This is a genomic window from Bacillus sp. KICET-1 (genome assembly GCF_027721405.1).
Taxonomy (GTDB): domain Bacteria; phylum Bacillota; class Bacilli; order Bacillales; family Bacillaceae; genus Bacillus; species Bacillus velezensis.
In genome coordinates, this window is record NZ_CP113515.1 from 1535174 (window position 1) to 1553836 (window position 18663).

18 protein-coding genes are annotated in these 18663 nt (G+C 51.5%); 16 read left to right on the top strand and 2 right to left on the bottom strand.

Going from position 1 to position 18663, the window contains the following annotated elements; genetic code table 11:
* Nucleotides 1-5 precede the first annotated feature (5 nt).
* The 12 genes from OVA33_RS07845 to OVA33_RS07900 are packed head-to-tail and all read left to right on the top strand — an operon-like array spanning nucleotide 6 to nucleotide 12272.
* Entirely contained in the window at nucleotides 6-1145 is a 1140-nt protein-coding gene (locus tag OVA33_RS07845) for a glycosyltransferase family 4 protein (RefSeq protein WP_022553825.1), read from the top strand.
* Nucleotides 1142-1984, top strand: coding sequence for a glycosyltransferase EpsE (locus OVA33_RS07850; RefSeq protein ID WP_012118512.1), 843 nt, complete (start codon nucleotides 1142-1144; stop codon nucleotides 1982-1984). The genes OVA33_RS07845 and OVA33_RS07850 overlap by 4 nt, the downstream gene beginning before the upstream one ends.
* The gene (locus tag OVA33_RS07855) at nucleotides 1977-3113 is read left to right on the top strand and encodes a glycosyltransferase family 1 protein (protein ID WP_025649309.1); all 1137 of its coding nucleotides are present in this window, start codon (nucleotides 1977-1979) and stop codon (nucleotides 3111-3113) included. The genes OVA33_RS07850 and OVA33_RS07855 overlap by 8 nt, the downstream gene beginning before the upstream one ends.
* A 3-nt stretch (nucleotides 3114-3116) precedes the next feature.
* Nucleotides 3117-4220, top strand: a complete 1104-nt coding sequence (locus OVA33_RS07860; RefSeq protein ID WP_007613926.1) for a biofilm exopolysaccharide biosynthesis protein EpsG — start codon at nucleotides 3117-3119, stop codon at nucleotides 4218-4220.
* 18 nt (nucleotides 4221-4238) lie between these two features.
* Entirely contained in the window at nucleotides 4239-5276 is a 1038-nt protein-coding gene (locus tag OVA33_RS07865; RefSeq protein WP_061862591.1) for a glycosyltransferase family 2 protein, read from the top strand.
* A gap of 4 nt (nucleotides 5277-5280) precedes the next feature.
* Entirely contained in the window at nucleotides 5281-6357 is a 1077-nt protein-coding gene (locus tag OVA33_RS07870; protein WP_025649307.1) for a polysaccharide pyruvyl transferase family protein, read from the top strand.
* Nucleotides 6354-7388, top strand: coding sequence for a glycosyltransferase (locus OVA33_RS07875; RefSeq protein ID WP_128974120.1), 1035 nt, complete (start codon nucleotides 6354-6356; stop codon nucleotides 7386-7388). The genes OVA33_RS07870 and OVA33_RS07875 overlap by 4 nt, the downstream gene beginning before the upstream one ends.
* Nucleotides 7385-8902 carry an MATE family efflux transporter gene (locus tag OVA33_RS07880; RefSeq protein ID WP_017418871.1) on the top strand — a complete coding sequence of 506 codons (1518 nt, stop codon included), beginning with the start codon at nucleotides 7385-7387 and terminating at the stop codon, nucleotides 8900-8902. Before OVA33_RS07875 ends, OVA33_RS07880 begins: the two co-directional genes overlap by 4 nt.
* The gene (locus OVA33_RS07885) at nucleotides 8899-9507 is read left to right on the top strand and encodes a sugar transferase (RefSeq protein ID WP_007407383.1); all 609 of its coding nucleotides are present in this window, start codon (nucleotides 8899-8901) and stop codon (nucleotides 9505-9507) included. Before OVA33_RS07880 ends, OVA33_RS07885 begins: the two co-directional genes overlap by 4 nt.
* Nucleotides 9504-10151 carry an acetyltransferase gene (locus OVA33_RS07890; RefSeq protein WP_065180496.1) on the top strand — a complete coding sequence of 216 codons (648 nt, stop codon included), beginning with the start codon at nucleotides 9504-9506 and terminating at the stop codon, nucleotides 10149-10151. The genes OVA33_RS07885 and OVA33_RS07890 overlap by 4 nt, the downstream gene beginning before the upstream one ends.
* A 4-nt stretch (nucleotides 10152-10155) precedes the next feature.
* On the top strand, nucleotides 10156-11328 hold the full coding sequence (locus OVA33_RS07895) for a DegT/DnrJ/EryC1/StrS family aminotransferase (protein ID WP_106067826.1): 1173 nt from the start codon (nucleotides 10156-10158) through the stop codon (nucleotides 11326-11328).
* Nucleotides 11307-12272, top strand: coding sequence for a polysaccharide pyruvyl transferase family protein (locus OVA33_RS07900; RefSeq protein ID WP_017418874.1), 966 nt, complete (start codon nucleotides 11307-11309; stop codon nucleotides 12270-12272). Before OVA33_RS07895 ends, OVA33_RS07900 begins: the two co-directional genes overlap by 22 nt.
* A gap of 13 nt (nucleotides 12273-12285) precedes the next feature.
* Here the strand turns inward: OVA33_RS07900 and yvfG are convergent, their stop codons facing one another.
* Nucleotides 12286-12504: a protein YvfG gene (yvfG, locus tag OVA33_RS07905; protein WP_003151570.1), complete on the bottom strand. Its 219-nt coding sequence runs from the start codon at nucleotides 12502-12504 to the stop codon at nucleotides 12286-12288.
* A 77-nt stretch (nucleotides 12505-12581) separates the two neighbouring features.
* Between yvfG and rpoN the strand changes: the two genes are divergently transcribed.
* On the top strand, nucleotides 12582-13892 hold the full coding sequence (gene rpoN, locus OVA33_RS07910) for an RNA polymerase factor sigma-54 (protein WP_031304540.1): 1311 nt from the start codon (nucleotides 12582-12584) through the stop codon (nucleotides 13890-13892).
* Nucleotides 13893-13929: 37 nt separating this feature from the next.
* Here rpoN and lutP read toward each other — a convergent pair whose 3' ends face one another.
* The gene (gene lutP / locus OVA33_RS07915) at nucleotides 13930-15606 is read right to left on the bottom strand and encodes an L-lactate permease LutP (RefSeq protein WP_065180494.1); all 1677 of its coding nucleotides are present in this window, start codon (nucleotides 15604-15606) and stop codon (nucleotides 13930-13932) included.
* A 205-nt stretch (nucleotides 15607-15811) separates the two neighbouring features.
* On the opposite strand from lutP, the gene OVA33_RS07920 reads away from it, so the two are divergent.
* The 3 genes from OVA33_RS07920 to OVA33_RS07930 all read left to right on the top strand — a co-directional run bounded on the left by OVA33_RS07920 (nucleotide 15812) and on the right by OVA33_RS07930 (nucleotide 18649).
* Nucleotides 15812-16531 (top strand): L-lactate utilization/bacilysin biosynthesis transcriptional regulator LutR, encoded by a 720-nt coding sequence (locus tag OVA33_RS07920; RefSeq protein WP_017418877.1) that lies wholly within the window; start codon nucleotides 15812-15814, stop codon nucleotides 16529-16531.
* Nucleotides 16532-16561: 30 nt separating this feature from the next.
* Nucleotides 16562-17752, top strand: coding sequence for an aminotransferase-like domain-containing protein (locus OVA33_RS07925; RefSeq protein WP_110085646.1), 1191 nt, complete (start codon nucleotides 16562-16564; stop codon nucleotides 17750-17752).
* A gap of 180 nt (nucleotides 17753-17932) precedes the next feature.
* Entirely contained in the window at nucleotides 17933-18649 is a 717-nt protein-coding gene (locus OVA33_RS07930; protein ID WP_007613889.1) for a (Fe-S)-binding protein, read from the top strand.
* The last annotated feature ends 14 nt before the right edge of the window (nucleotides 18650-18663 follow it).

Below are 18663 nucleotides of genomic sequence, written 5' to 3' on the forward strand. Positions count from 1 at the left end.
GAAAGATGACGAAAAAAGTATTATTCTGCGCCACAGTCGATTATCATTTTAAAGCCTTTCATCTTCCGTATTTTCAATGGTTTCAGGATATGGGCTGGGAGGTGCACGTCGCGGCAGGCGGCAATATGAATCTTCCGTTCGTTGATGAAAAGTTTTCCATTCCGATCCGGCGCTCGCCGTTTCATCCCGAAAATCTTTCTGTTTACAGGCGTCTGAAACGGCTCATTCAGGACAACGGCTACGACATGATTCACTGTCATACGCCGGTCGGCGGCGTGCTTGCACGCCTTGCGGCGAGACAAGCGCGCCAAAAAGGGACAAAGGTGCTGTACACCGCGCACGGCTTTCACTTCTGCGACGGAGCGCCTCTGAAAAACTGGCTTCTTTATTACCCGATCGAAAAATTTCTTTCTTCTTATACGGATTGTCTGATTACGATTAATGAAGAGGATTACGAACGGGCCAAGCAAATGAAAAAAACAGATTGCAGCGCGAAAAAAATACACGGCATCGGGGTGAATACAGACAGGTTTCGCCCTGTGAGCCGGGAAGAGAGTGAACGTCTGAGAGAAAAACACGGCTTCGGCGCCGGGGAATTTATTCTCGTATACCCCGCTGAATTAAACGGCAATAAAAACCAGGGACTTCTCATTGAGACTGCGGCACTGCTGAAGAACCGCATCCCGGAGCTGAAACTCGTATTTGCCGGAGAAGGCGCGATGGAAGAGCCGTACAGAAAAAAGGCTGAATCACTCGGTGTATCCGACATGGTGCGGTTTTACGGTTTTTGCCGCGATATTCATGAACTGATTCAGCTTGCTGATCTGTCTGTCGCCTCAAGCATCCGCGAAGGACTCGGCATGAATCTGCTTGAAGGAATGGCTGCCGAAAAGCCCGCCGTTGCCGCGGACAACAGGGGGCACCGCGAGATCATCGAAGACGGCGTGAACGGTTTTCTCGTGCCGGCGGGGGACAGCGCGGCGTTTGCCGATCGGATTGAAAAGCTGTACCGCTCCCCGGGGCTGCGAAAAGCAATGGGGCAAGAAGGGCGCAGGACGGCGGAATGTTTTTCAGAAACACGTACGGTAAAGGAAATGGCGCACATTTACGCCGGTTATATGGATAAAAAGGAGAAAAGCGTATGAATGCAGGAGCACAACCGAAAATTTCCGTCATCATGGGAATTTATAATTGCGAAGAGACTTTAGCGGAGAGTATTGAATCCATCCTGAGCCAATCTTATAAGAATTGGGAACTGATTATGTGTGATGACGCGTCAACTGACGGAACGTATCAGATTGCGCGCCGTTACGCGGATCATTACGGCGACCGGATTACGCTGATTCAAAATAAGACAAATCAACGGCTTGCCGCTTCGCTTAACCGCTGTCTGACATACGCAACGGGGGATTATATCGCCAGGCAGGACGGTGATGACATCTCCAACCCCAGGAGACTGGAAAAACAGGCCGCTTTCTTAAACAAGCACGCCCACTATCAAGTCGTAGGCACGGGCATGCTCGTATTTGACGAATTCGGTGTAAGGGGCGCCCGGCTTTTGCCGCCCGTGCCGAAACCGGGAATTATGGCGAAAGGCACACCGTTCTGCCACGGCACCATTATGATGCGGGCTGAAGCGTACAAAGCGCTTGGCGGCTACCGGTCAGTCAGGCGGACGCGGCGGATGGAGGATATTGATTTGTGGCTGCGCTTTTTTGAAGCGGGTTTCCGGGGATACAATCTCCAAGAAACGCTGTATAAAGTAAGAGAGGACAGTGATGCGTTTAAGAGGAGATCGTTTACGTATTCCATTGATAATGCGGTGCTCGTTTTTCAGGCCTGCAGACGGCTGAAGCTGCCGCTTTCCCATTACGCGTATATCGCAAAACCGCTCATCCGCGCCATTACGCCGCCCGCGGTCATGAACCGTTATCATAAAAACAGGGACATCCGCCAAAAAGAAGGGCTTGCCGAACATGACTGACAAACCGATACGGGTGCTGCACATCTTCAGCGGGATGAACAGGGGCGGCGCAGAAACGATGATGATGAATTTGTACCGGAAGATGGACAGAACGAAGGTGCAGTTTGATTTTTTAACCCATAGGAACGATCCGTGCGCTTATGATGAGGAAATTCTCGCTCTCGGCGGACGGCTTTTTTATGTGCCGAGCATCGGCAGCACAAACCCGATTACATTTGTAAAACAGGTCAAGCGGGTGATTCAGGAAAAAGGCCCGTTTGCCGCCGTGCACGCCCATACCGATTTTCAGTCGGGATTCATCGCGCTTGCCTCTCGTTTAGCCGGCGTCCCGGTGCGGATCTGCCATTCGCACAGTACGTCGTGGCGGGGGCGGGCGTCGCGGCTTGCCGGGATGCAGCTGTTTGTTTTCAGACGGCTGATTACGGCAAACGCCACGGCACTGTGCGCCTGCGGAAAAGACGCGGGCCGTTTCTTATTCGGGAAAGAAAAAGACGTGCATCTTTTGCCGAACGGCATTGATCTCGACTTATTTGCCGGCGGGTGCGCGGACACAGAAGCTGAAAAAAGGAAGCGGGGCATTGCAGACGGCCGTTTGGTGATCGGCCATATCGGCCGCTTTACAGAAGAAAAAAACCACGAATTTCTGCTCCGGCTGGCCGCTGATATGAAAGAGCGGGGCATCGGTTTACAGCTGGTTCTCGCCGGGGACGGTCCGCTTCGCACCGACATGGAAAATTTGGCGGCGAAGCTGGGGCTTGATGATGATGTGCGTTTTATCGGCATAGAAGAACGCGTTCATGCCCTGCTGAAAACGCTGGATGTATTTGTCATGCCGTCTCTTTATGAAGGGCTGCCTGTCACGCTCGTTGAAGCGCAGGCCTCCGGGGTGCCGTGCGTGATATCAGACGGCATAACGGAAGAAGCCGATGCCGGGCTCGGGCTGGTCAAAAGGCTCAGCCTTAAAGAACCGCCCCGACAATGGGCATCCGCGGTTTTACGGGCAGCAGAGGCGGCAAAGCCTGACGGGGCGCGCATTAAAGAAACCCTCAGACGGCAGGGATATGACGCGGGAGAAAATGCGGGGGCTGTTATGAAGCTTTACAATATGAATTGGAAAAAGGAACAGTAACGAATGATTGTATACGTAGTCAATATGGGAATTGTGTATATTTGGTCATGGTTCGCGAAAATGTGCGGCGGGCGTGATCAATCGCTTTCGACCGGATACCGGCCGAATCAGCTCGTCATGATCGTTCCGCTGCTATCGCTCGTATTGGTCTCCGGTTTGCGCTACAGAGTCGGGACGGATTTTCAGACGTACGCGCTGATGTACAAGCTGGCGGGAAATTACGGCAGCATTTGGGAGATCTTCGGGTTCGGAGCGAAAAAAGCAGCCGTTGATCCGGGGTTTACGGCTCTCATCTGGCTCATGAATTTTATCACGAAAGATCCGCAAATCATGTATTTCACCGTGGCGGTCGTGACGTGCAGCTTTATTTTAAAGGGGCTCGTTGAGTTCGGCCGTCCGTTTGAGCTGAGTGTGTTTTTGTTTTTGGGCACGTATCACTATTATGCTTCCTTTAACGGGATCAGGCAGTATATGGTGGCGGCCGTTTTGTTTTGGGCCGTCCGCTACGTGATCAGCGGAAGCTGGAAGCGTTATATGTCAATCGTGCTGCTGTGTTCGCTTTTTCATTCCTCAGCGCTGATTATGATTCCGGTTTATTTTCTCGTCAGAAAAAGAGCCTGGTCGCCCGCGATTTTCGGACTGTCGGCATTGTTTCTTCTTATGACGTTTCTGTATCAGAAGTTCATTTCGCTGTTTGTCGTCGTGCTGGAAAACAGCTCGTACGGCCATTATGAGAAATGGCTGATGACCAATACGAACGGGATGAACGTCGTAAAAATCGCGGTGCTGCTTCTGCCGCTGTTTTTGGCTTTCTGCTATCGGGAGCGGCTGCGGAAGCTCTGGCCTGACATTGATGTCATCGTGAATTTCTGTCTGCTCGGCCTGCTCTTCGGTCTTTTGGCGACAAAGGATGTTATTTTTGCCCGGTTTAATATATATTTCGGCCTGTACCAAATGATCCTGATCCCTTATTTTGTGAGGATTTTTGATGAAAAATCAAATGCGCTGATTTATATCGCCATTATTGTCTGTTATTTTCTTTACAGTTACTTGCTTATGCCGGTCGATTCGTCTGTGCTTCCGTACAGAACGATTTTTTCCCGGTAATGGACACTGGAGGTTTATATGGAAACACCCGCGGTCAGTTTATTAATTGCTGTGTATAATACGGAAACTTATTTAGAAAGATGCTTAGATTCATTGCTCAATCAGTCGCTCGCCAATATCGAAATCGTGGCCGTTAATGACGGGTCAACGGATCAAAGCCCGGCGATTCTTGAAACCTATCAGAAGCGGGATGAGAGAATCAGGGTCATTCATCAGCAAAACCGGGGGCTCGGCGCGGTCCGCAACAGGGGAATCGAGGCGGCGCGCGGCGAATTTATCGCTTTTATTGATGCGGACGACTGGGTTGAACCTGATTATTGCCTGCGCATGTATAAAAAAGCGAAGGCTGATCAGGCGGATCTCGTGATTTGCGAATATGCGGCCGAATTTGCGGATACGGGGAAAACCGCCGTTTCAACGATCGCTTCAGCGTACGCGGGCCGCCCGAAACAACGGTACCTGAAAGATTTATTTGAAGGAAGAGTCAGCGGTTTTTCATGGAACAAGCTGTACAAAAGAACGATGATCGAGCATCATCAGCTGCGCTTTCCGCTTCGTGATGAGCTGGAGCACGTGGAGGATCAGTACTTCAGCCTCAGGGCGCATGTTTTCGCAGGTGCGGTCTCGTACGTGGATCAGCCGCTCTATCATTATCGGATTCACTTGACTTCCATTGTGCAAAGCTATCAGAAAAAGCTGTTTGACTCAGGTCTCGTTCTCTATCGGCTGAACGAGGCTTTTTTGCGTGAAAACGGCTGCTTACAGGAATACCGGCAGGAGCTGGATTTTTTCATCGTTCAGCACGGAACAGTCTGCCTGCTGAATGAATGGAAGCGGAATAACGGCGGCCGGTTTTCTGAGAAGTGGAAGAATATCAGCCGGATATGCGCTGATCCCGTGTTTCGCCTGAGCCTTTCCAAAACCGGAACGGCGCCGTTTGACGCCAAACGCTCATGCCTTCTGCTTTTGGCGAAGCTGAAGCTGATTCCGTTCGTGTCGCTGGCATCAGCCGCGTATCAGCGGGCAATCGAGTACAAAATGAAAATCAGAGGGTGAAGACATGTCGATACAATCTTTAAAAATCAATCTTGCGGAATGGCTGTTGCTTAAGGTCAAATACCCGTCCCAATTTCATTTCGGAACGGCAGCGGATGGGTCGGGGCTTTCAGCGGCAAGAAAAAAGATCATTCTGACGCTGCTCCCGTCCCACGATAATCTCGGCGATCACGCCATCGCCTATGCAAGCAAAACGTTTCTTGAACGGGAGTATCCCGATTTTGACATTGTCGAGGTGGATATGAAGGATATATACAGATCGGCAAAAGCGCTGATCAAAAAGCGCCACTCCGATGATATGGTATTCATCATCGGCGGCGGGAACATGGGGGATTTGTACCGGTATGAGGAATGGACGCGCCGCTTTATTATCAAAACATTCCGGGAATATCGGATCGTTCAGCTTCCGGCGACGGCTCACTTTTCTGAATCAAAAAAGGGACGGAAGGAACTGAAGCGCGCCCGAAAAGTGTACAATGCGCATCCCGACCTTTTGTTAATGGCGAGAGATGAGACGACGTATCAATGGATGAAGCGTCATTTTCCCGGAAAAACAGTGCTCAAACAGCCTGACATGGTCTTATATTTGGATAAAAGCGAGCGGCGCACCCCGCGGGAAGGGATCTACCTCTGTTTACGGGAGGATAAGGAGAGTGCGCTGACGGCTGAGGACAGAACGATGGTAAAAGAAGCTTTGGCAAAAGAGTACGGCGAGCTGTATTCCTTTACCACGACGGTCGGCCGGAGGGTCAGCCGCCATACACGCGAAAAGGAGCTGGAAGCGCTTTGGAATACGCTGAAAGGCGCGGAAGCCGTCGTCACTGACAGGCTTCACGGGATGATTTTTTGTGCGCTGACGAAAACGCCTTGTGTCGTCATTCGTTCGTTTGATCATAAGGTGATGGAAGGCTATCAATGGCTGAAAAACATACCGAACATGACATTGCTTGAGCGTCCCGACCCTGAAGCCGTAACGTCCGCCGTAAACCGGATGCTCAGCGGCAAGCATGAGGAAGGCGGTTCATTGCGAAGTGTTTATTTTGCCGGGCTGCGCTCGAAAATCAGCGGTGATGCCCAATGACCGCGCCGCTTGTGAGCGTGATCGTGCCGATGTATAAGACAGAGCCTTTTATTAAAGAATGCGCGGTTTCTTTAACAAAACAGACGCTGAGAGACATCGAAATCATTTTCGTCAATGACGGTTCACCGGATCAGTCAGGCCGTATTGCTGAACAATTCGCCGCAGAAGATGCGAGAATCCGGGTGATTCATAAAGAAAACGGCGGCCTCAGCTCGGCCCGCAATGCCGGAATAAAAGCCGCCCGCGGCCGTTATATCGGTTTTGCGGACGGCGATGACTATGTGACGGAAACGATGTTCGAGCGGCTTTATGAAGAAGCGGAGAAGAACCGGCTGGATATCGCCGGATGCGGCTATTATAAGGAAACGCCGTCTAAGAAAAGAACATATATGCCGCCGTCCATTCCGGCGGGCCGCGTCTTCACAGCGGATGAAATGACTGCATTGCTGACCCGCGCGCACGAACATCGGTTTATTTGGTATGTGTGGCGCTATATATACCGGCGAGAATCTTTGCAAGGACTGTTGTTCCATGAAGATATCCGGTTTGCCGAGGACTCTCCGTTTAACTTGGCAGCGTTCCGCCAAGCCGCGCGTGTCAAAGTGATAGACGAAGGGCTGTATATCTACCGGGAAAATCCGCAAAGTCTTACAGAAACCCCGTTTAAGCCCCGCTTAGATCACGAACTGCAAAAGCAATATAAAGCGAAAATGGCTTTTTATGAGGAAAACGGGCTGACGGACGCCTGCCGGAGCGATATTGATACGTATTTGTGCAAGCATCAGATTCCGATGCTGATCGCCAACGCATGCGCCGCCCCGCAGCCGTCACATCAGATTACGGCGCATATCGGCAGAATCTTAACGTATGACATGGTAAAAACGGCGGTGCGCAGCACGCCGTGCCGGCATAAACAGCTGCTGGCGGGGGAGCGCGTGGTGCTCGGCCTGTGCAAAATGCGCCTTCCTCTTCTTCTGCATGCGTTTTTCGAACGGAAATCGAAAGAGAAAGGCAGTGCGGAAGGAGCATGAAATTTGCCATTAATTTCGGCGCCAATGTGACGGCGTTTTTACTATCGGTGTTTTTATCAGTGTGGATGACGCCCTTTATTGTGAAAACATTAGGTGTGGAGGCTTTTGGGTTTGTCCATCTGACACAGAATATCATTAACTATTTCTCTATAATTACCGTTGCGCTGAGCTCTGTCGTTGTGAGGTTTTTCTCCGTCGCCGCCCACAGGGGGAACAAGGACGAGGCCAATGCGTATGTAAGCAATTATTTAGCCGCGTCTGTCGTGATATCTCTATTGCTCGCTGTGCCGCTCGCCGGGACGGCTTTTTTTATTGACAAGATTATGAATGTACCGGCCGGGCTCTTAACGGATGTGAGGCTCTCTATCGTGATCGGCAGCGTGCTGTTTATGCTGACGTTTTTTATGGCGGGGTTCGCGACGGGGCCGTTTTTCGCCAACAAGCTTTATATCACAAGCTCCATTCAGGCCGTGCAAATGCTGGTCAGGGTGCTGTGTGTGCTCGCTCTGTTTACGTGCCTGCCGCCGAAAATCTGGCAGATCCAGCTTTCGGCATTAGCGGGAGCCGTCTGTGCGGCCGTGCTGACTTTTTTCTTTTTTAAGAAATTGATTCCGTGGTTTTCTTTCAGCCGTAAAACCTTGTCATTACAGACGAGCAAAGTGCTGTTTTCGGCCGGTGCCTGGAGTTCTGTCAACCAGATCGGCGTGCTGCTGTTTCTGCAGATTGACCTCATGACGGCCAACCTCGTGCTGGGGCCGTCTGAAGCGGGTGTCTATGCGGCGATTATTCAATTCCCGCTCCTGCTCAGAAGTCTTGCCGGGACGCTTGCTTCACTGTTTGCGCCGGTTTTGACTTCCTACTATTCAAAAGGCGATATGGAAGGTCTCCTGTCTTACGCCAATAAGGCCGTGCGGCTGAACGGGCTTCTCCTCGCGCTTCCCGCCGCATTATTAGGAGGGCTCGCCGAACCGTTTCTGGCGATTTGGCTGGGCCCGTCGTTTGTGCAGACGGCGCCGCTTTTATACATTCACGCCGCGTATTTGGCGGTCAGTCTCTCTGTCATGCCGCTTTTTTACGTATGGACGGCTTTTAATAAACAAAAAACGCCCGCCGTCGTTACTTTATGTTTAGGCGGACTGAATGTCATATTGGCCGTGGTTCTCAGCGGACCGGCTCATCTCGGGCTGTACGGCATCACCATCGCCGGTGCAGTCTCGCTCATTTTGAAAAATGCCGTCTTCACGCCGCTGTATGTTTCGCATATTACCGGTTTTCAGAAAACCGCGTTTTACAAAGGAATGTTCGGCCCGTTGGCGGCGGCCGTATTTGCCTGGGCTGTCTGCCGGGGTATCCGGCTGTTTTCACCGCTTGACAGCTGGGCCGGCCTGATCGCTACGGGGCTTGCCGTATGCATGAGCTATGCCGCATTCGCTTTTTTCTTCATTTGTACGAAAGAAGAAAGGCGGCTTGCTTTACAGAAATGCCGAAAAGTGAAAGGAGCTGTTCAGATTTGAAGGCGAAACGTGTATTTGATATAGCGGCCGCGGTGTTGTTATTGTGCGGCGCGAGCGTCATCCTTCTCTTCGCCATGGCCGCCGTCAGATGCGCCATCGGGTCTCCGGTATTGTTCAAACAGACGAGACCGGGGCATAACGGGCGTCCGTTTACGTTGTATAAACTCAGGACGATGACGGATGCGCGTGATGAAAACGGTGTGCTGCTTCCGGATCATCTGCGCCTGACCAAAACGGGAAGGCTGATCAGAAAACTGAGCATCGATGAGCTTCCCCAGCTTTTTAATGTGCTCAAAGGAGATATCAGTCTGGTCGGCCCCCGCCCTCTGCTGATGGATTATCTGCCGCTTTACACGGCGGAGCAGGCGCGGCGCCACGAGGTGAAGCCGGGGATTACGGGCTGGGCGCAGATTAACGGGAGAAACGCGATTTCATGGGAGGAAAAATTCAAGCTCGACGTGTGGTACGTCGACAACCGCACATTTCTTCTCGACTTAAAGATTCTGCTTTTAACAGTGAAAAAAGTTCTCGTGTCAGAAGGCATACATCAAGCCGGCCATGTGACGGCAAAGCGCTTCACAGGCAGCGGAGATATGTCATCGTGAAAAAGGTCGTGCTGATCGGAAACGGCGGACACGGAAAAGTCGTGAAGGAAATCGTGCAGGCCCGTTCCGATATGGAGCTTGCGGGCGTATTGGATGACGGATTCAGCGGTTTTGCCGTTCGGAACGGTTTATATACGGGCCGGACGAAAGACGTGCCCATGCTTCGGAAACTCGTCCCCGAGGCCGTATTCACGATATGCATCGGCCGCAACGGCGTCAGAAAGCAGTTCGCTGAAACGATTGGGCTTGAAGATGACGATTATGCCGCACTCATTCACCCCGGGGCGATCGTCAGTGAAACGGCTTCCGTCGGACACGGAACGGTTGTGATGGCGGGCGCCGTCATTCAGGCGGGCGCTGACATCGGCGCCCATTGCATCATCAATACGGGCGCGGTTGCCGATCATGACAATGCAATCGGAGATTACGTCCATCTTTCACCGCGCGCGGCGCTTGCCGGCGGAGTGAAAGTCGGGGAAGGAACGCACATCGGAATCGGCGCGTCCGTCATACCGCAGATTGACATCGGCCCTTGGTCCGTTATCGGCGCGGGGGCTGCGGTCATCAGCCGAATTCCCGGCCATGTGACGGCGGTCGGCGTTCCGGCCCGCGTCATCTCCCCTATCCATAATGAAAAAGGATGATTTCATGCAAACAAACAAACGGATTTATTTGTCTCCGCCTCATATGAGCGGAAAAGAACAGGAATACATCGCAGAAGCCTTCCGCTCCAATTGGATTGCCCCGCTCGGTCCGCTCGTCAATTCGTTTGAAGCGCGGCTCGCGGAATATGCGGGAGTGAAAAGCGCGGCGGCCGTAAGCTCGGGAACGGCGGCCATCCATCTTGCCCTGCGGCTTGCGGGTGTGAAAAAAGGAGACGCTGTATTTTGTCCTTCCTTTACGTTTGTCGCCACGGCGAATCCGATTGTGTATGAGCAGGCTGAGCCCGTTTTTATTGATTCGGAATGGGAGACGTGGAATATGTCGCCCGATGCGCTTGAGCGGGCGCTGCGGGATGCAAAACGGCGCGGCAGACTCCCGAAAGCGGTGATCGCCGTCAATCTTTACGGCCAAAGCGCGAAAATGGATGAATTAATGAGCCTTTGTGACGCATACGGCGTCTGTCTGATTGAAGACGCTGCCGAGTCCTTAGGATCAACATATAAAGGCAGGCAGAGCGGCACGTTCGGCCGTTTCGGCATTTATTCCTTTAACGGCAACAAAATCATTACAACATCGGGAGGCGGCATGCTCGTGTCTGACGATGAAGCCGCGATTGAAAAAGCGAGGTTTCTTGCGTCACAGGCGAGAGATGCCGCCGTTCATTACCAGCACAGCGAGCTCGGTTATAACTACAGGCTCAGCAACATTCTCGCGGGCGTGGGGATATCGCAGCTGGAAGTGCTCGAAGATCGCGTCCGGGCCAGAAGAGAAATCTTTCACAGGTATCGGGAAGCGCTGGAAACGTATCCGGGCATCCGCATGATGCCGGAGCTTGAAGGAACGGTTTCAAACCGCTGGCTGACGGCTCTGACGCTTGATAACGGCGTGACGCCGGAAGAAGCCGTCACCTGTCTTGCGGAACAGAATATTGAGGCCCGGCCGCTGTGGAAACCGCTGCATACGCAGCCGCTTTTCTCATCTTCCGTCTTTTATCCTCACAGCGAACATGAGCGTGTCTCTGAGAACCTTTTCAGCCGGGGCATCTGTCTGCCATCCGGGTCTGACCTGTCTTCTGAGGAGCAGCAGCGTGTCATTGACGCACTTGCGCAACTGTTTGAAACGAAAGGGGAGAAAACATGGACAGCCGCCATGTTATGAGCCGATTAAAAGAAACGCTGACGGGTCTGCTCAGCGTTATACCGCCGCAATCTGACATCATATATGCCGACTATCCCCTCTACGGAAATGTAGGGGATTTATTGATAATGAAAGGGACGGAGGCGTTTTTTAAAGCACACGGCATCTGCGTGAAACAGCGCTGGAATCCCGACAATTTTCCATTCGGGCGCCGGGCGGACAAAAAGACGATCATCGTCTGTCAGGGTGGCGGAAATTTCGGGGATCTCTATCAGTACTATCAGACGTTCAGGGAAAAAATCGTCAAATCCTTCCCGGAAAACAGGATCGTCATCCTGCCGCAATCCATCTATTATCAGGATGAGACACGGCTTGGGAAGACATCGGCGCTTTTTGCGGGGCACAAGGATCTCCACCTGTTTACGAGGGATCATGTGTCATACGAGACCGCGAAACGCTTTTTTTCGGCGAATCATATCGGGCTTATGCCTGATATGGCCCATCAGCTGTATCCGATCGCGGCGTCAGCGGCTCCGTCACGCGGCAGGCTTCATTTTATCCGCACGGATGGGGAAATCAATCCGAAGCTGCAAAACAATCCTTCCGTTAAAAGCTGCGACTGGCAGGATGTGCTGTCAGCAAGCGACCGCAGGGGAATCGCTTTTTTCCAAACACTGAATGTTTTGAATAAAAAAGCGGGAAACCCGCTGCCGATTGCGCGGTTTTGGAAACGCTATTCCGATTTCTTGACGAAAAAAGCGGTTCTGTTTTTCAGCAGGTACGAATCGGTGGAAACGTCAAGGCTTCACGGCCACATCCTGTCCTCGCTTCTCGGGAAACCGAATACCGTCATTGATAATTCATACGGGAAAAACGCCAACTATTATTACACCTGGATGCACGAAGCGCCGGACGTCCGTCTGATCGGGGAAATCGCCGGCACGAAGGAAAACCTTCCGCTTTGAATGAGCGGAAGGTTTATTTTGTTTCTCCGCGTTTTACTTTGTTGTACGCCTCATCCAAATGCTGAATTCTTTTGAGCACAACCGAGTTTTTCGTCAGCTGATCCTGAACAAGGGTTGAGACGACGGAGCGGTAATAGCTGTTCATCGCATGAATTCGGTCTTCATTCGGATTCATTTCAATGTGCTGTGTAAAGTTTTCAATAAAATAAGGAACAGAAAAAAGTTCTGACATCTATAAAGCAACTCCTTTTAATAAGTATATACGGTATGAAACCAATCATGTACAATGAAAAAAGGGGAGTGAGCATGATGGATATCAAACTTCAGCAAACACAAATGTTAAAGCCTCAATTAACGCAAGAGCTTAAACAGGCTATCACATTACTCGGATACAATTCCGCGGAACTGGCCGGATATATTGATGAGCTCTCACTGGAAAACCCTCTGATTGAACGAAAGGAAACAGACACGCCGCCACTATCTTACCATAAAACAAATAAAAACAGGATGAAAGAACGGGACGGAAGCCAGCAGATCAGACATACCCGCAAAACGCTGCAGGATTCGCTCAAACAGCAAGCCTTAGACATGAAGCTGTCCGATGATGAGAAAAAGATTTTCAATTATCTGATACATTCATTGGACTCAAACGGATATTTAAAAGAGGACATACCAGCTGCCGCCGACCATGTATCCGCTTCACAAGAGGAGACGGAAGCGGTTCTGAAAAAGCTTCAATCCCTTGAGCCCGCGGGAATCGGCGCCCGGTCTTTGCAGGAATGCATCCTTCTTCAGCTCCGCCGTCTTCCTGAGCGGAACGAACAGGCGGAATGGATTGCCGAAGCCTATTTTGAGCTATTTGCAAGAAAGAACTGGAAAGCGCTTACAACAAAAACGGGCATTCCGCTTAAAGACATTCAGGACATCGCTGACATGATCAGCGCCCTTGATCCGAGGCCGGGGCTCCGTTATGCGCATGAGGAGCCGGGTTTTTACGTGGAACCGGATATTTTCATCACAGTGAAAAACGGCATCATTCAAGCGCGGCTCAACAGCCGTTCGTTTCCTGACATCCAGCTTCATACCCATTATCAGCCGCTCTTGTCAGCTGCCGGGTGCCGTGACACGAAAAATTATCTGTCGGCAAAATATCAGGAATGGCGCTGGCTGAACCGGGCTTTGTCGCAAAGAAAACAAACGATCACGAGAATTATCGGCGTCCTGACTGAACGGCAGGAATCCTTTTTTCTCACAGGAAAAAGCGGAATGCAGCCGCTGACCTTAAGAGAGGTGGCGGAAACGCTGGAGCTCCACGAATCAACGATCAGCCGGGCCATCAAAGGGAAGTACGTTCAGACGCCGTACGGACTGTATGAAATGAAAACATTTTTCTCGGCGAAAGCTGAATCATCGGGGGACGGCGGCGCCTCCAATTATGCCGTAAAAGCGCATCTGGAGGAATTGGTCCATAAAGAAGATAAAAAGAAACCTTTTTCAGACCAAAAGCTTGCCGATCTGCTGCATGAACAATATGACATCCGAATCTCAAGGCGCACCGTCGCCAAATACCGTGACCAATTAAATATTCCGCCGTCATCGGCGAGAAAACGGTACAGCTGAAACCTCCCCGAGCCAAACCCCGGGGAGGTTCTCCGTGTTACGGGATCATCCATGAAAACAGATGATGCTGTAAAAATGTAATGAGACAGACGAGCAGAAGCAAAAACAGACTGTGCTTAATCGTAAAGCGGAAAAGATCGGCTTCCTTGCCCGCCAGACCGACAGCGGCACAGGCAACCGCAATGGATTGCGGAGAAATCATTTTTCCGGTGACACCGCCCGATGAATTGGCGGCGACGGAGAGAACCGGGTCCATCCCAACAGAGAGCGCCGTTACCTTTTGCAATCCGCCGAACAATAGGTTGGCCGATGTATCAGAGCCGGTAATAAATACGCCGAGCCAGCCGAGCACCGGCGAAAAAAAGGTAAACATCGCGCCCGTCATGGCAAGCGCAAGACCGAGTGTCGTGCTCATGCCGGAAGCATTCGTCACATAAGCAAAGCCGACAACAGAAACAATGGTCACAACCGGAAGCGTTAACTCTTTCACCGTTTCAATAAACGCTTCGCCCCACGTCTTCCACGACATGCCGAGGGCGAACTTGGAGATGACGGCGGCAATCAGAATCGCCGTCCCCGCTGAACCGAAAAGCTCAAGCTTGTATACGGCTTCAATCGGCGTGCCGTCCGCCTGAAGAATCTGCTGATTTACAAATGGGACGGGAGGCGTGAAGGTCAATGCGCGCCCGGCTGCATTCAGCCAGGAAAGCCACATTGACGTTCCTTCATAATGACCGGTTAAGGCAGCCTTCACGCCGGGAATCCCCCAAACGGATATCATGGCCGTCAGAAGAAGGAAAGGAGACCACGCTTTAAACACCGCGGCGCCCCCGTACTTGATCGGCGCCCGGTCAGCGGCCGCTGCTGATTCCCGTTCTGCGGCGAAACGAAAGGCCGTTTTCGGTTTCCAAAATTTCAAAAACAGAGCGAGCGCGGCCATGGAAACAAGCGCCGACAGCACATCCGGAAGCTCGGGCCCTAAAAAATTCGAGCTTGCGTACTGCACGGCCGCAAAGGAGACGCCGGAAACAAGAATGGCCGGCCATATCTCAAAAGCCTTTTTAAACCCGCTCATTAAAATGATTAAGTAAAGCGGAATAAAGACGGATAAAAACGGAAGCTGCCGGCCGACCATTTGGGAAATTTCCATTGCAGGTATCCCGGTCGGACCTTCGACGGCGGTAATCGGAATGCCGATCGCACCGAAGGCAACGGGGGCCGTATTGGCAATCAGGCAAATTCCCGCCGCATACAGCGGCTGAAAACCAAGTCCGACGAGCAAAGCGGCCGAGATCGCGACGGGAGCGCCGAAACCGGCGGCGCCTTCTAAAAACGCCCCGAATGAAAAGGCGATGAGCAGCGCCTGCAAACGCCGATCATCTGTAATTGAGAGCACCGAACTCCGGATAATCTCAAACTGTCCCGTTTTCACGGTGATTTTATACAGAAAGACCGATGTGACGATAATCCAGCCGATCGGAAGCAGCCCGTACACCGCTCCCTGAGAAGCGGACATCACCGCTTTTTCCGCCGGCATGCCGTAAACAAATACAGCGATTAAAAGTGAAACGGCTAACGTGAAAAGCCCCGCGATGTACCCCTTCATCCGTTTCACCGCAAGCGCCCAAAAAAAGAAGATAATCGGCACGAGCGCGCAAGCTGCCGATAAAAGCAAATTTCCCCCTAAAGGAGCGTACCCCTGTGTCCATTGCATCCCTAAAAAACCCCTCCTTATGTCATGTAAGCGATTACTTTTTATGATAAGGTCATCTGATGACCGGGTTAATTAGCATTATATTTTGAAAGTTTTGAAAGTACAATACTTTTCTTGAACAAATTGTCTGAACCTGTCGGCGGTGCGAAAAAAGAAGTATAATAGACGATAAACATCAAGATTCACAAGTGACGGGGTGATCGCGTTGAAATATAAACAAATTAAAACGAAAAAAATCTACGAAGAAGTCGCTGACGCATTGCTGGAGAAGATAAAAGCGGGCGAGCTTAAGCCGGGTGAAAAGCTTGATTCCGTTCAGGCGCTTTCTGAGAGTTTTCAGGTCAGCCGCTCGGCGGTCAGAGAAGCGCTGTCGGCTTTGAAAGCGATGGGGCTCGTCGACATGAAGCAGGGAGAAGGCACATACATAAGAGAATTTGAGCCGTCTCATGTTTCCCAGCCGCTTTCTTCCGCCCTCTTGATGAAAAAAGAGGACGTCAAACAGCTGCTCGAAGTCAGAAAGCTGCTTGAACTCGGCGTCGCCGCCATGGCCGCTGAAAAACGCACCGAAGACGATTTACAAAAAATCCGCCAAGCTCTCTTGGAGATGAAAGACATCGACGGAGATGAAGAATTGGGCGAAAAAGCAGATTTCTCCTTTCACATGGCGCTGGCGGAAGCATCACAAAACGGGCTGCTTAAGCATCTCATGAATCATGTCTCCGCGCTCCTTTTGGAAACAATGAGAGAAACGAGAAAAATTTGGCTGTTTTCTAAACGAACGAGCGTGCAGCGATTGTATGAAGAGCATGAACGCATTTACAGCGCCGTCGCCGCTGGAGACGCGGATGAAGCGGAAGCGGCGATGACGGCGCATCTGACGAATGTGGAAGAAGTGCTGGGGGCTTATTTTGAAGAAAATGTATAGAAGCTGACTTGTGAAAGGGGATAACATCACATGCAGGCCGAATCTTTTTTTTCTGACCATGTAAAGAAAGCTCTGACAAACGATCCTCCCGGGGAATGGATGCCGGCAGTTCCGAAAGCGTGCATCCCCCTGCATTCCGGCTATCCCGATCCCGCACTCGTTCCTGATAAGGAGCTGAAAGAAGCCGCCGCCCACCTTCTGGATGAGGAGCGCGATCTGCCGCTGCATTATATGGGAAGCCCGAGGACGGCCGTTTTAAAAAAGCAGATTCAAGAACGGTTAGCCACCCGCGGCATTCACTGTCGGGACGATGAGCTGCTCGTGACGTCAGGCGCCTGTCAGGCGATAGATCTGGCAGCCCGGGTTTTCCTCGATGAACAAACCGCCGCTGCCGTTGAAGCTCCGGTTTATATGGAAGCGCTCGAGATTTTTAAAAATTACACACCGCATATCATGAGCATTCCGACAGATCAAGAGGGCCTGCAAACAGAAACATTAGCGTTCATGCTTGAGGAAAGAAAACGAAAAGGGCTTCTGATTCCCCGTCTTCTCTACACGATACCCGCTTTTCAGAATCCTGCGGGAACCGTAATGTCAGCGAAGCGGAGAACCCGCCTGCTTCAGCTTGCCGAAGCGTATGATTTTCTCATCTTGGAGGATGATGCATACGGCGAGCTCGGATTCACCGATATTCCGCCGCCTTTGAAAGCCATGGATCAAAACGGCCGGGTGCTGTACGCCGGTTCATTATCAAAAGTCATCGCCCCGGGTATGAGGATCGGCTGGATTGCAGGGGACGCCGCATTCATCACGGCATTGTCATGGTTAAAAAAAGACTTAGGCCACCCGTTTTCCCAAGCGGTGACCGCCGTCTATCTGGAACAAACGAATGTGGAAAAACGGCTCGCCGCCTTGCGGGAAGCATATCAAAGCAAACGTGACGTTTTGCTCGCCGCAATAGCGCGATATCTTCCGGAATCCGCATCCTGGCACGTGCCTAAAGGCGGTTACTTTGTATGGGTGAAAGCGCCTGGAGCGGATACGTCCGCACTGCTGGCGCAGGCTCTTTCTCACGGCGTTTCCTATGTCCCCGGAAAATATTTTTTTCTGCATCAGGAAGACGGTGCGGAATATCTTCGCCTGTCGTTCAGTTATGCCGGTAAAGCCGCGATAAAAGAGGGTGTGCAAAAACTGGGACGCCTGCTGGAAAACGGGATGTAGAGCAGCATGAGGAGCTTTCGGGCTTCTCTTTTTTTGTCCCCTCAGCACATCAGGCGAAAGGATTTTTCAGAAAAACCTTCCAATCCATATTCAGAATAGTGTAGGATATTCATAGAGCTTTCCTAAAAACAGGTCATCAGATGACCGGATCACATATTGAGGATGAAAGAGGGGTTCATCATGAAAGTCTCATTATTTGTCACGTGCCTTGTGGATATGTTCCAGACCAATGTCGGAAAGGCGACGGTTGAGGTGCTGGAACGGCTCGGGTGTGAGGTGGATTTTCCCGAGGGGCAGATTTGCTGCGGGCAGCCCGCATACAACAGCGGGTATGTGACGGATGCGAAAAAAGCGATGAAGCGGATGATTGCCGCGTTTGAAGAAGCGGAGTATGTCGTCAGTCCGTCAGGTTCCTGTACGACGATGTTCCGTGAATATCCGCATCTGTTTCAGGACGATCCGAAGTGGGCCGCAAAAGCGCAGCAGCTTGCGGACAAAACATATGAGTTAACGGATTTTATCGTCAACGTTCTCGGGGTGGAGGATGTCGGGGCGGTGCTGCATAAAAAAGCGACAGTCCATACATCATGCCACATGACGAGGCTGCTCGGCGTGTCGGAGGAGCCGATGAAGCTTTTGCGCCATGTCAAAGGGCTCGAGCTGACCGCGCTTCCCGGAAAGCACCAATGCTGCGGATTCGGAGGAACATTTTCTGTGAAAATGGCGCAAATCTCTGAACAAATGGTGGATGAGAAGGTCGCCTGCGTGGAAGACACGGAGGCCGAGGTGCTGATCGGGGCGGATTGCGGATGTCTGATGAATATCGGCGGGCGTCTTGACCGTAAGGATAAAAACGTCAGAGTCATGCACATCGCAGAAGTGCTGAACAGCAGATAAGACGAGAAACAACA